Below are 13,605 nucleotides of genomic sequence, written 5' to 3'. Positions count from 1 at the left end.
ATCATGGCATGTATGATTTAAATAGCAAGGTAATTCCTCATCATTTTCGTAAACTGGAAGCTGTGATTGATACCACGCCAACAGATTAAGAGGGGCGCCATGAAAGCCGTTGTAATTGAGCAATTTTCGTCTTTACCAACCATTCAGAACGTTGCAGATCCGACGCCCAAATCCCATGGTGTTGTGATTAAAGTGGTAGCAACTGGTGTCTGCCGAAGCGATTGGCATTGTTGGCAGGGGCACGATACAGACGTGGTATTGCCTCACGTACCAGGCCATGAATTCGCTGGCGTCATCGCAGAAGTCGGTAAAGACGTGACGCGCTTTAAAGTCGGTGATCGTGTCACCGTTCCCTTTATCAACGCTTGTGGCGGCTGCCCAGAATGTCACTCTGGCAATCATCAAGTTTGTGGCAACCAAACACAACCAGGCTTCACCCATTGGGGTTCCTTTGCTGAATACACCACGGTGGATCAGGCAGATGTGAACCTTGTTGCTATGCCTGAAGACCTAGAGTTCACCACAGCAGCGAGCCTAGGCTGTCGTTTCGCTACCTCATTCCGTGCTGTGGTCGATCAAGGTAAAGTCTCTGCTGGTCAATGGGTAGCGGTCCACGGTTGTGGTGGTGTCGGCTTATCGGCTGTCATGATTGCGCAATCACTGGGCGCTAACGTCATCGCGATTGATATTGACCAAGGCAAGCTGGAATTAGCGAAGTCATTAGGCGCAGTAGCCACCATACACGCAAATCAAGTAGCCGATGTCGCAGAAGCAGTGGTCGAAATCACTAAAGGCGGTGCTCACGTTTCATTAGACGCATTAGGCCATTCCATTACCGCTTTTAACTCTGTCAAAAGCTTGCGTAAGTTGGGCAAACACATTCAAGTCGGCCTACTGCTCGCAGACCATGCGGCACCGTCGATGCCCATGGCGAAGGTCATTGCTGACGAACTTGAAATCATCGGTAGCCATGGCATGCAAGCCTATCGTTACGACGCCATGTTAAGCATGATGCTGTCAGGAAAGCTAACACCACAGAAGCTTTTAGGTCGCACGATCAGCCTAGAACAATCCATTGAAGCACTTACCACGATGGATACTGCCAGCGCGACAGGCGTCACCATTGTTACCGAGTTTTAGGAGTCAAAAGTGTCTATTCAAGAAAGTAAAATCGCCTTTATTGGCGGTGGAAACATGGCGCGACAATACTCGTAAAGAGATGAGAACCAGTCAGAGAAAGTGGATGGTGAGCAGGATGTCTAACAGCATAAGGCAATCCAGTGTTATTGTTTTTATTGATGTATCGCACAGTATTGACTAATTATAACGTACTGTAAAACTTTGACCGTATTGATTGGTAAAGTCATTAGGACGTGTCTGCATGTCAAAAACGGTGATAAAAATGAGACAAATTGCGGTCGAACAAAGGAATTAGCGCCATTAATATCGGAATATAAACCTGCTATTCGACTATGTTTTAATTTGACTTAATGTTAGATATAGCAGGTTAGATTATGTATGTTCAGAATTTTTTTTAAAAAGTGAGCTTTAGCAAAGTCATGAAAGGGTATTACGTAGTGGTGAAAATAAGAAGGTAGTATCTAGAGCATATATTGCGTATTGCGGTAAGTGTATTTTTAATTTGCAGACGAATGAAGTTATAGACCAACACAAGCTATGGGATAGGTGGGTTATGTTCGGATAGATTAGGAAACCAGCAGGCATAAAAAAAAACGCTAGACGCGTTATTTATAAAGGGTTTAAGCAGTGTTTGGGACAGAGTAGGGCAAGATAGGAAAACTGAAGCTTAATAAGATTGGCGGTGAAGGAGGGATTCGAACCCTCGATACGCTATGAACGTATACACACTTTCCAGGCGTGCGGTTTCAGCCACTCACCCACTTCACCGTTTAGACAGACCGCATTTGCACGATACTGATTTTTGACTGGCTAAGTATAGCGGATACCATTTAAAAAGTCACGACTTACGCCTTATCTTTCTTTATTGATGGACGCCTGCTAGGATACGCATACGAAATAACAAGTATAGACGATTGAGAGTTGCATGATAAGAGTTGGTGGGTATCAAGGTGTTTTGAACAACAGTATAATGGTGGTATTTGCTATCGTCGTAGGGCTATCATCAGCGCAGGCAGATGATCTTACTCAGTGTAGTCAATCTTTTTATGGCGGGGTTTATCCAGAGTTTACCAATACCAAGCTTAATAAGAAGACTCAAGCGCTGTGTATGGACGGGTTTGCCGTTATTTACTCGGGCGTGTCACGGACACCATTGTGGTCAGCTGAGCATCTAGACCGCCGCCGCTTGCAGCAAGCAAAAACCATCGACCGCGAAGACAGCTTTCATGAGGAGAGCCGTCTACCTAAGTCTATGCGCGCCTCGTTGTCTGATTATTCAGGCTCAGGCTATGATCGTGGGCATCTAGCGCCCAATGCCAATATGGCCAATCGCAGCCAGCAATACGACAGTTTTAGTCTGGCTAATATCGCGCCGCAATCGCCGCGCAATAATCGTTACATTTGGCGTAATATCGAGTCTGCTACCCGCTACTTAACCCAGCAGTATGGCGAAGTCTATACCATCACGGGCGTGGCTTTTACGGGCAAAAAGACCAAACAGCTTGCCGAGCGCGTATTGGTACCCAGTCATTTTTTCAAGGCCGTCTATATTCCAGCGACCAATCAAGCAGGGGTGTATTACGCGCCCAATGATGAGTCAGAGCGCATAGAGGTCATTAGTCTAGATGAGCTAACGGCTAAAGTCGGCATTGATGTCTTGCCGGTACTCGATCGCCAGACCAAAGCGCAAGCGTTTGCGCTGCCACTAAAGGCAGGTGAGAGCGCCGACTTGCCTGATCAGCCAGTAGAGGAGCCGACATGGCTGCTGTTTGTTTGGGCGATTATTGAGTGGCTACTGACTCAATTACAGGCTTAACGTGCTTTTAGCGACATCTGAATGTGCTGATATGCATGACTGAATTACTATAAAAAGGATGACAAAATGATTGAACCCTTTGCCAATAACCACCAAAGCATGCAAATTGGAGAGCTGGTCATCGAAAACCAGCAGGACAAAATCACGATTTATGGCGATATCGATGTGACATTCGATGCAGCAGGACATCATCAGGCTCAGCAGCTACACGAGCTGACAACCAAAATTATGCAAGCTTTTGATGATGGTTTTCCTTATAGTAATAACGAGGCAAAGTCAAAAGAAAATGATGACCAATCGGACAAAGATATCGACAACCCTTTCCTGTAACTCTTTGATATGGTTTTGGTTTTACAGAAATAATAAAGTACAAAAAAATTACTAGGCAAACAGATAAAATTGCTTATAATGGGTCAAGACATCACTTATGTCGCTCAAATCTTTGAACAAAAGCTTGTGAGTAATCGCGATAACGACTATCAAATGGCACATGCTAACTTACGATGTGCGGTGTTGATGAGTAAAATCGCAGCGCTTGTATAAAAGATTCTAGCAAAGGATGAGCATAGAACAGCAGAAACATCACGTTTCGAGCAATCATTGTTTGATTAATCATTGTATGAAGGGAGTCACTCTATGAAACTATTTACAAAAACCGCTTTAGCAGCTGCCGGTATCAGTATGGCGACCATGGCGTTTGCCGCTGATCCATTACACAATACAACATGGCAGACGTATGACGACGGTAAGCCAAAAGGCACGGTAAAAATCACCGAGTCTAACGGGGTGTTGACAGGTAAGCTCATTGCAACGAACTCCGCCAAAGGCAAAAAACACGTCGGCATGACTGTCATCAAAGGCCTAAAAGCTGATGGCGGTGGTAAATATAGCGGTGGTACGATTACTGACCCAGAAAAAGGTAAAGACTATCGTATGACAGCCAGTTTAAATGGTAACACTCTAAAGCTAAAAGGCTATATCGGTCCATTCTCACGTAGCCAAGTATGGAAAAAGAAATAAACCATACGCGTTATATTAAGCGTTAGAACATAAAAATCCCGCCAAACCGAGAGGTCTGGCGGGATTTTTGATGGGGCATCTCTTTAATACAGTAAGTGAAAGTACATTAGATGAAGAGGCACTGGATTGAGAAGCCTTTAATTAAGAAGCGCTAGGTTGTGCCTTATCTGACAAATTCTGGGTACGCTTCCATACCACATTCTGCAATATCTGCCCCTTCATATTCATCCTCTTCAGAGATACGGATACCGATGACAGCTTTGATGATGACCCAAACGATTAAGCTTGCAACAAATACCCAAGCAAAGATGGTCGCAGCGCCTGCAATCTGACCGATAAAGGTAGATGCTGGGTTCGTAATTGGCACAATGAGTAAGCCAAACAGACCCACGACACCGTGTACTGAGATTGCGCCCACTGGGTCATCTATTTTTAGTTTATCGAGTGCCAAGATAGACAAGACCACGATAACCCCAGCGATCAGCCCAAAGAGCGTGGCTTGTAAGGCAGAAGGGGTCGATGGCTCAGCAGTGATGGCGACCAGCCCCGCGAGTGCACCGTTTAAGAGCATGGTCAGATCCGCTTTACCAAAGATCAAACGTGCCAGCAGCAATGCTCCGATAGCGCCGCCTGCGGCTGCGGCGTTGGTGTTCAAAAACACCATGGCCACAGAGTTGGCACTGGCGATGTCGCCCAGCTTGAGGACGGAGCCGCCATTAAACCCAAACCAGCCCATCCACAGTATCAAAGTCCCAAGGGCGGCCAGTGGCAGGTTGGCCCCCGGTATCGCCCGTATTTCACCTTTTGGTCCGTACTTGCCTTTGCGCGCACCTAGTAGTAGTACGCCTGCCAATGCCGCCGCCGCTCCTGCCATATGCACAATACCTGAGCCAGCAAAATCAGAGAACCCCAAGTCGCCAAGGTTATATAAACCAAACACATCGTTGCCGCCCCATGTCCAGCTGCCTTCTAATGGATAAATCAGCCCTGTCATGACCACTGCAAACAACAAAAACGACCATAGCTTCATACGCTCAGCCACCGCGCCTGAGACGATAGACATACAGGTCGCCACAAACACCACTTGAAAGAAAAAGTCAGAGGCTGCAGAGTAGACAGAGTCACCGCCAAAGCCGTTTTCGCTAGAGGCTGCTAGTGCGTCTTCTACTAAGGTATCGCCGCCTGCAATTCCGCTCAAGAACAGATCGCCACCATACATAATGGCATAACCGCAAATCATATACATGGTACAGGCGGTAGCGAATAGAGCGACGTTTTTGGTTAAAATTTCAACAGTGTTTTTGGAGCGGACCAGCCCTGCTTCTAGCATGGTAAAACCCGCTGCCATCCACATGACGAGCGCGCCACACATTAAAAAATAGAACGTATCAAGTGCGTACTGAAGCTCAAAGATTTGGTTTTGCATGTTAATTCCCCCTTGAATTGATGCAATATAGAGCGTTAGGTATAGGACTTACAAATCAGCGTTTGTAAGTAGGTCGTGCGCTTTAGATAGCGTCAGGACCCGTCTCGCCCGTACGAATACGAATGACTTGCTCGAGTGCTGTGACAAAGATTTTGCCGTCACCGATCTTACCTGTGCTCGCGATGCGGGTGATGGCTTCGATAGCAGGCTCGACCATTTCGTCAATAACAGCCACTTCGACTTTTACTTTAGGTAAAAAGTCCACCACGTATTCTGCGCCGCGATAGAGCTCTGTGTGGCCTTTTTGGCGACCGAACCCTTTAACTTCAGTGACAGTAACGCCTTTGACACCGATGTCAGAAAGCGCTTCACGCACATCATCGAGCTTAAACGGTTTTAAGATCGCAGTGATTAGCTTCATAAAAAATTCCTTATTTGTGTGATGCCGCAGGTTGAGAGAAGTTGTGGTGCGTCTCATCGTGGTGATGGTTGATATAGGTCATTCAAGAACTGTGCCAATGTGCCAAACCTACTCAAGGGGGTAGGTAGGAGTGGACTTATTGGTACAAAAATCACCAGTATCATGACACACATCACGCTCTATAACGCCGCGATTATACTTATCGTCATGCGTCATACCGCATCAATCAACCTTTGGCGTTAAGCCTATGAAAACTTTATTATAACCAACTTTCTAGGCGCTTGGGGAAGCTATCGATTTATTTCATGTGACGATTTGCTAAGCGGTTTTTATAAATAATAAAAACGAAAAGGGATACCTATCATCACTATATAAGGGATGAGGTCAAAAAACGCGCCGAGCATAAACACATTACTCAGCGCCGGTAAGAAAAATAATCAGGCGGCAGACGGTGTGGCGTATAGCCTTTGGGATAGCTCTTATGCTTTAGGAAAAAGCAGATAAGGGGTTTGGGTGCTGACCAGTAATTTTTCCGTATCGCTGCCTTGCAATAGCTCACGTAACCGCGACTGCCCAAACGCCCCTGACATCAATAGGCCAATATCGTTTTCGGTTTGATAATAATTGAGGGCTGCTGTCACGTCGCGGCAATCGAGTAACGCCTTTTTCGACTTGATGCCCGCTTGCTTGAGGCGCGCGTAAGCTTCGCGCAGCGCATCGCAGTTTTCAGAGTTTTTTTTGCCCACCATCACGATGTGGACGGTTAGGGCGCGAATAAGTGGCGTTTTACAGAGCCAATTGAGCATTTTATGACAAGTGGGACTGTTGTCGAAGGCAAATAGCGCCGTCGTAGGGGGCGAAAATGGTGCATGAGTAACCAAAATGGGGCAAAGACTGACTCTGATGAGTTGGCTCAAAGTCGATTTGCAAGTGACATGATGACCGATGACAATCAATTGCGCTTTGTCATCGACATAATCGATACTTTCACTGAGGTTTTCGTGCCGATGCAACGTATAGGTTTTGAGTTTTTGTCGCTGGTGCTCGCAGTAGGTTGTGGCTTGATGCAACAGCAGCTTGCCTTGGGCTTTTAATTCACAGTTGCTCAGGTGTTCTTTATTGGTAAATTGCTCAAGCAAGGTATTTTCGTCGTCGATACTTAGGCAGCCAGAGTAGTTTACCGCGGCTTTTTGTTGCAAGCTTGGCACCGAGTGCAAGAGGCCGATAGGCGCCTGTAGGCGAGTCGCTGCCCACATACTGGCTTTCAACACGGCTTGCACGTGATCAGGACAGTCCAAGCAGGCAATCACACTATCTGGTTTTAAATTACTCATAAGACCACCACATCATTCCGACAATAAAAAGACAGCTGCTTGGCGAAAAGCTGGCAATGTGACTGATGCTCAACTCTCTCAACCAACGCAGCTGTTTATTAAACTATATATTCAATTATCTACTAGTAATGCATTAATCCAGCAAGCCAATGTCTCGGCGATCGTGGATAGAAAAACGGTCAATCAGGGTTCGGCTTGCATTATTGAGTCCCACCACTTTGACATCAATGCCTTCTCGTTGCAAGCGCATGACCAGCTTGTCCAAAGTGTCCACGGCGCTGACGTCCCAAAAGTGCGCTTGGCTGACGTCAATCTCGATACTATCTACGGCTTCTTTGGTATCAAAGCTGTGCAAAAACTGCGTGGTCGAGGCAAAAAACACCTGCCCTTGCACATAGTAATAACGCGTGTTGCTACGCTCATCGTACTCACTAAAGATGGTTAAGAATTGACCAATCTTATTGGCGAAGGCCAAGGCAGAGAGCAGGACACCGACGCCGACACCGTACGCCAGATTGTGCGTAAATACTGTGGTCACGACCGTGGCTAGCATGACGATATTAAATGACATCGGATGCGTTTTAAACTCACGAATAGACTGCCAATTAAAGGTGCCAATCGATACCATAATCATCACCGCCACCAGTGCGGCCATCGGGATTTGACTGACCCAGTCGCTCAAAAATACCACTAAGATGAGCAGCACCACACCGGCAATCAAGGTCGACAAGCGCGTCCGACCGCCAGATTTGACGTTGATCATCGACTGACCAATCATCGCACAGCCGGCCATACCGCCAAAAAACCCTGACACCACGTTGGCCATCCCTTGACCACGGCATTCTTTGTTTTTATCACTTGGCGTATCTGTCAACTCATCCACGATGGTCGCCGTCATCATAGACTCTAGCAAACCTACGATGGCAAGCGCGATAGAGTAAGGCGCGATGATCAGTAAAGTATTGAGGTTTAGAGGGATATCTGGCAACAAAAACATCGGCAGCGAATCTGGCAGATCACCCATGCTGCCGACGTTACGAATATCAAGGTTCATATACATCGCCACCGCTGTCAGACCCACGATACAGATAAGCGGCGATGGGATCACCCGTCCGATTTTTGGAATCAGCGGAAATAAGTAAATAATCGCAAGGCCCGCTGCGGTCATGAGGTAGACCGTCATCCCGACGCGCTCAGTCATTGGGTTTAGCTCAGGGAGCTGGGCGGCAAAGATGAGTATCGCCAAGGCGTTGACAAAGCCAATCACCACCGAGCGCGAGACAAAGCGCATCAAATTACCCAGCTTTAAAATACCCATCACAATCTGAATGCCGCCGCACAGTAAAGTCGCAGCCAGTAGATACTGTAAGCCATGCTCAGCGACCAAGTCGACCATCACCAGTGCCATCGCGCCTGTCGCCGCCGAAATCATACCTGGACGACCACCGACAAAACTGATCACCACCGCGATACAAAACGAGGCATACAAGCCGACCTTTGGATCGACCCCAGCGATGATAGAAAAGGCAATGGCTTCAGGGATTAAGGCGAGGGCAACGACCAGACCTGATAACACATCACCACGAACATTGGAAAACCACTCGTCACGTAAGTTATCAATAAAAGATGTCATAAGTAAACTGCATAGGGTTAGAGGCAAAAAAAGTAATCATCCATAAAATGATCGCGTCGCTATAAAATAGCGGTTCATCTTTTTTTTACCACAACATGCGCCTTGTCATGTTGTGGTATTGAATTATCAGAGGTCAATCATCAACACATCGATGGATTTATTGATGGGTATCACAAATACACTCACCAATAATAACTATGATGATAAATCCTATCAGATTGCCTAAAAAATAGTATGTAAAATGGGTACTTAAAGTAGTGTATATAAAATAGCACCTACAATAACGTATAGAGTCAGCAATGAGATGCTGCAATAGAAGGTGATAAAACGCTGCCAACAAGCACAGTAGTTTGATTTTGATAGCAAGGTAGCCTAAGCCGCCGCAAATCAAAAATGACTGAGGGGTAAATAGCAGGCAAACGCTAACAACATGCTACACTAAAATGCCAAGCTCAAGACTTAGAGTAAGACTTAGCAAAAACCCTATGCTGACAGATCAGGGCGGCTATTATAGCATTAGACCCTGAATATAAAAACAGGCGCATAATAGCATAAAGTCATAAAAAATCAGTACCGAAATCTGAACGATACCGTTATCATGATTATTATCTTGACGGTAGCGCTTAACGCTTGATACAGCAGCATTGCTAATGCCATGCCAGCCGCTTCAGCCACTATATAGAGCCTCTTTTATTCGTCTTATCCTGTATCTTAGCCATATTACCCGTCGTTTGCTTGTTTAATTTTAATAGAAGGAATAGATATGACCACCAGTACTACAACAGAAGCCTTAATTCATAAAGGCAGTGGGTTACAAGTCGTGGTCGGTTTGGGGCAGTCGGGGCTGTCGGTGGCGCATTATTTGGTCAAGCAAGGCTATCAGGTCGCTGTCACCGATGCGCAAGCGGCGCCAGCGTTGGCAGTGAAGCTGCCAGAGGCCGTGACGACCCGTCAGTTTGGTGCGATTGACGCCGAGCTATTGCAGCAGGCGGCGCGTATCATTATCAGCCCAGGCATCGCCCTTAGCACGCCTGCGGTGGCGGCGGCGCGTCAAGCCCATATCCCAGTGGTCAGCGACATTCAATTGTTTTGTGACGCTTGCCGTGTCCCTATCGTCGCAATTACTGGCTCTAATGCCAAAAGCACGGTAACCACTTTGGTTGGTCAGATGGCGGCAGATGCGGGCGTCAATGTCGGTGTCGGTGGCAATATCGGCGTACCGGCGCTGACGCTACTAGAAAATAGCGAGATGGAGCTGGCTGTACTTGAATTGTCGAGCTTTCAGTTAGAGACGGTCAGCAATCTGGGTGCGCAAGTGGCAACTGTGCTCAATATGTCGCCTGATCATCTCGATCGTCATGGCGATATGCTCGGCTACCATCAAGCCAAACATCGTATTTTTCAAGGCGCTAAGTCAGTGGTCATCAACCGCGAAGATGCGTTGACGCGACCACTGGTGGCTGATAACTTACCCAGAATCAGTACAGGCATTCATGCGCCTGACAAAGACCAATATGGACTGATTGTTGATTCCGATGGGCAGATTTATTTGGCGCGTGGTACACAAAAACTACTGTCGGCAGACAAACTGTTGATTAAAGGTCGGCATAATTTGCTCAACGCGCAAGCGGCGCTGGCATTAGGCGAGCTGGCGGGGTTGCCGCTGGCGAGTATGCTGGCGACTTTGCAACAGTTCACAGGTCTTGAGCATCGCTGTGAATACGTGGCAAGCGTGGCTGGTATCGATTATTTTAATGATTCAAAAGGCACCAATATCGGCTCGACCATAGCAGCCATCGAAGGGCTTGGCGCTGTCTATGCGCCAAAAGATGGCAAGCTGCTGCTGGTATTAGGTGGGCAGGGCAAGGGGCAGGCGTTTGGTGAGCTGACGCCTTTTATCAATCAGTACGTCAGCCAAGTTTTGTTTATTGGCGAAGATGCACCGCTGATAGAGCAGCATTTGCGCGCGGCTAAGATCAGTCATGACGTAACGCTACATCAGTGCCAAACGCTAGAAAACGCCTTTGCCACCATCTTGCAAGTGACCTCAAGCAGTCTTTCGCAAGTACAGGCTGTGCTGTTGTCGCCTGCGTGTGCCAGCTTTGATCAATACAGTGGCTATGCCGCGCGCGGTGAGCATTTTGGTCGATTGGTCCATCAGTTAGCAAGCGAGTCGGCAGAGACAGCGACCCCTTAGTGGTATGAGTGGCTATCTGGCATTCTATGCCGGCAGCTGGTGGATGGGCAAGGCGCACAGGTGTTTTTGATAAATGATTGTTTTGCTTATAGATTGCTGCTACTGTCTTTTATAACCAGCCTACTAATCAAGCGAAGAGATGACTGTGTCATTGCTTGAGTAATGGTTAATCGCGCCGATGGCCGATGATGATCAGTCGTTGTTTGTCTTAGCTTCAGGTTTGTTTGTTGGTATGTGTTTTTTTAAACGGTGGCGTTGTATAGACGCCGTGTTTTTCGTTCGTTAGTGTATATAAAATTATGGCGCTCTCTTCTCTTTTTCGTTCTTCGTCCCAACCAAAGACAGCCACTGGCGCTGATGGTGTTTTATCGATGCCGTCAGCGCGTGCTGTTTTGATAGCGAGCGTTGGCTGTATGCTGGTGCTCAGCTTGTTGATGGTCGCCTCTGCTTCTATCCCGTTCGCCCTGAGCCGTGGTATGAGCGAGCTGTACTTTTTTAAAAACCAGCTGCTTTACATGACCATTGGACTTATCATCGCCGCCATCCCTTATTATGGGGTGTCTTTGCGGCGACTTTATAAGACAGAGACCCAGTTCATATTGCTGGGGGTTACTGGCTTGCTGCTCGTTGCTACCTTGTTTAGTACTCCGATTAACGGCTCAAAACGCTGGTTAAATTTGGGGGTCTTTAACTTTCAGGTGGCCGAGCTGGCAAAGCTTGTAATGATTGTCTTTGTCTCTGACTTTGTGGTACGCCGCTCGTTTGAAGTGCGCAATGGTTTAGATGGCTTTTTGCGCATTATGTTGGTGGTGGTTCTGATTACCATGCTCCTACTCTCGCAGCCAGACTTTGGCTCGTTTGTTGTTATTTTAGGCACGATTTTTGCGATTTTTTATATAGCAGGTGCGCCTTACAAGCACTTTGTCGCACTGACTGCCGCTGCCATCGGTGGGGCTGTGTTGATGGTGACAACGGCGCAGTATCGCTTGGTGCGCGTGATGTCGTTTATGGATCCGTTCGATGATGTGCAAGATACCGACTATCAGCTAGCGCGCAGTTTGATTGCCTTTGGTCGTGGGCAGTTTACTGGCGTGGGCTATGGTGAAAGTGTACAAAAACTCTCGCATTTGCCTGAAGCGCATACCGATTTTTTATTGGCCATCACAGGTGAGGAGTTGGGTTTTGTTGCGGTGACGATGGTCTTGGTGCTTGAGGCGCTGATCATCGGTAGTGCGATGCGCATCAGTTACAACGCGCTAAAACGTCGGCAGATGCGCATGAGCTATACCGCCTTTGGTATCGGTGTGGTGTTTATTGCGCAAACCATCATCAATGCGGCGATGAATATGGGAGCGATTCCGACCAAAGGCTTGACCATGCCATTTTTTAGTTATGGTGGTTCATCTATGCTGATCAGCCTTGTGATGGTAGCGCTGCTGCTAAAAATCTATAAAGAAAGCCCTGAGATTGAAAAAAGTCAGTGCCGTTACTATTAAGCCCTAAACCAAACACCATTACTATATTCCTAGGGCTTTAGTGTCTTTGCAAGATGATTAACAAGCGTCGCTATTATGAGTGGCGCTTTTTGCTGTTGGTCTATTATTTACCAAACTTAACTGCTGCTGGCCGTGTAGCGGCGCGTTGTCCCACTGTGCAGTCGCCTGTTTGAGCATCCGCGCAGGTGTGTCTATCTCGACACTTGGCTGCTGCAAAAGCTGTAATGCGGTCGCGATTAGCTGACTTGGGTCGCGAGTGTCTATTGGCTGCGCTAGGTTTTGTTTAGACAGCTTTTGCCCGTTTGGGCTGCAGATCAGCGGCAGATGATACCAGCGGTCAATCGCGGGCAGGCGCGCTGCTTGCATGATGCTGATTTGGGCGGTGGTCATGGGCAGAATATCCAAGCCGCGCATGATGTGTGTAACCCCTTGCAAGCCATCATCGAGACTGGCGGCCAAAATATAATTGATCATGCCGTCTTGTCGACGCACCACCATATCGCCCAAGGTCTGCTGCGGATTGCCCCACTGTTGTCCCTGAATATCATCATGAAACCCAATGAGATAATCGGGCAGCTGTATGCGTAGCTTGTGCTGTAGCCTATCTAGTGCTTTGGTGACACAGCGCCGCGGATAGCGTTTTCTGTTTGGCAGCACAGTCAGCTGTGTCGCAGTATCTGTATGGGCAGGGATTTGCTCTTGCTGCGCCCAATATTGCTCTAGGTCTTTACGTGAGCACTGACAGCCATAGGTCAGCGGCCGCAGGGTCGAGGCCAGATACTCATTATAGATATCGATGCGCTCAGATTGATACACCACATCACCATCCCAGTGTAACCCCAGCACTTCTAGGTCGATCAAGATCTGCTCGGTAAACTGCCGATCGCAGCGCTCTGTATCTGTGTCTTCGATACGCAATAACCACTTACCGCCAAGTGATTTTATATGGCAGTAGCTGGCAAGGGCGGTGGTCAGTGAACCAAGATGTAGCTCGCCGGTTGGGGAAGGGGCAAAGCGGCCGATAGGCGGCGTGGGTATGGAGGTCGTGGGCATAGGCGTTTATAGGATAGTTGAAATAAACGATGACGGGTTAAGGGACGCCGTTATCGCGAACTAGGTCAT

Annotated in this window: 11 protein-coding genes and 1 tRNA gene; 6 read left to right on the top strand and 6 right to left on the bottom strand. The window is 47.6% G+C overall.

Annotated elements, in window-relative coordinates:
* Positions 1–99: 99 nt before the first annotated feature.
* Entirely contained in the window at positions 100–1,140 is a 1,041-nt protein-coding gene (locus tag ACNFVB_RS00445; RefSeq protein ID WP_430737717.1) for a zinc-dependent alcohol dehydrogenase family protein, read from the top strand.
* A gap of 677 nt (positions 1,141–1,817) precedes the next feature.
* On the opposite strand, the gene ACNFVB_RS00440 is transcribed toward ACNFVB_RS00445, so the two are convergent.
* Positions 1,818–1,908, bottom strand: a tRNA-Ser gene (locus tag ACNFVB_RS00440).
* Positions 1,909–2,095: 187 nt separating this feature from the next.
* On the opposite strand from ACNFVB_RS00440, the gene ACNFVB_RS00435 reads away from it, so the two are divergent.
* From ACNFVB_RS00435 to ACNFVB_RS00425, 3 genes are all read left to right on the top strand, one after another.
* Positions 2,096–2,956: a DNA/RNA non-specific endonuclease gene (locus ACNFVB_RS00435; protein ID WP_430737716.1), complete on the top strand. Its 861-nt coding sequence runs from the start codon at positions 2,096–2,098 to the stop codon at positions 2,954–2,956.
* Positions 2,957–3,022: 66 nt separating this feature from the next.
* Positions 3,023–3,286 (top strand): hypothetical protein, encoded by a 264-nt coding sequence (locus tag ACNFVB_RS00430; RefSeq protein WP_274632279.1) that lies wholly within the window; start codon positions 3,023–3,025, stop codon positions 3,284–3,286.
* A gap of 306 nt (positions 3,287–3,592) precedes the next feature.
* Positions 3,593–3,976, top strand: coding sequence for a DUF2147 domain-containing protein (locus ACNFVB_RS00425; RefSeq protein ID WP_289056706.1), 384 nt, complete (start codon positions 3,593–3,595; stop codon positions 3,974–3,976).
* Positions 3,977–4,139: 163 nt separating this feature from the next.
* Here ACNFVB_RS00425 and ACNFVB_RS00420 read toward each other — a convergent pair whose 3' ends face one another.
* The 4 genes from ACNFVB_RS00420 to ACNFVB_RS00405 all read right to left on the bottom strand — a co-directional run bounded on the left by ACNFVB_RS00420 (position 4,140) and on the right by ACNFVB_RS00405 (position 8,790).
* The gene (locus ACNFVB_RS00420; RefSeq protein ID WP_430737715.1) at positions 4,140–5,402 is read right to left on the bottom strand and encodes an ammonium transporter; all 1,263 of its coding nucleotides are present in this window, start codon (positions 5,400–5,402) and stop codon (positions 4,140–4,142) included.
* 82 nt (positions 5,403–5,484) lie between these two features.
* A complete protein-coding gene (locus tag ACNFVB_RS00415; RefSeq protein WP_010197981.1) occupies positions 5,485–5,823 on the bottom strand; it encodes a P-II family nitrogen regulator in 339 nt (112 codons plus the stop codon).
* Positions 5,824–6,302: 479 nt separating this feature from the next.
* Positions 6,303–7,157: a universal stress protein gene (locus ACNFVB_RS00410; protein WP_430737714.1), complete on the bottom strand. Its 855-nt coding sequence runs from the start codon at positions 7,155–7,157 to the stop codon at positions 6,303–6,305.
* Positions 7,158–7,290: 133 nt separating this feature from the next.
* Positions 7,291–8,790, bottom strand: a complete 1,500-nt coding sequence (locus ACNFVB_RS00405; protein WP_334222176.1) for a SulP family inorganic anion transporter — start codon at positions 8,788–8,790, stop codon at positions 7,291–7,293.
* A 763-nt stretch (positions 8,791–9,553) separates the two neighbouring features.
* On the opposite strand from ACNFVB_RS00405, the gene murD reads away from it, so the two are divergent.
* The gene (gene murD / locus ACNFVB_RS00400) at positions 9,554–10,987 is read left to right on the top strand and encodes a UDP-N-acetylmuramoyl-L-alanine--D-glutamate ligase (RefSeq protein ID WP_430737713.1); all 1,434 of its coding nucleotides are present in this window, start codon (positions 9,554–9,556) and stop codon (positions 10,985–10,987) included.
* Between the two features lie 299 nt (positions 10,988–11,286).
* Positions 11,287–12,483 carry an FtsW/RodA/SpoVE family cell cycle protein gene (locus ACNFVB_RS00395; protein ID WP_430737712.1) on the top strand — a complete coding sequence of 399 codons (1,197 nt, stop codon included), beginning with the start codon at positions 11,287–11,289 and terminating at the stop codon, positions 12,481–12,483.
* A 57-nt stretch (positions 12,484–12,540) separates the two neighbouring features.
* Here ACNFVB_RS00395 and gluQRS read toward each other — a convergent pair whose 3' ends face one another.
* Positions 12,541–13,536 (bottom strand): tRNA glutamyl-Q(34) synthetase GluQRS, encoded by a 996-nt coding sequence (gluQRS, locus tag ACNFVB_RS00390; RefSeq protein WP_430737711.1) that lies wholly within the window; start codon positions 13,534–13,536, stop codon positions 12,541–12,543.
* Positions 13,537–13,605: the final 69 nt, after the last annotated feature.

The sequence above is a fragment of the Psychrobacter sp. VH5 genome (genome assembly GCF_050572635.1).
Taxonomy (GTDB): domain Bacteria; phylum Pseudomonadota; class Gammaproteobacteria; order Pseudomonadales; family Moraxellaceae; genus Psychrobacter; species Psychrobacter celer.
The sequence above is the reverse complement of the archived record's forward strand: the minus strand, read 5'-3'. Positions and strand labels throughout refer to the sequence as shown.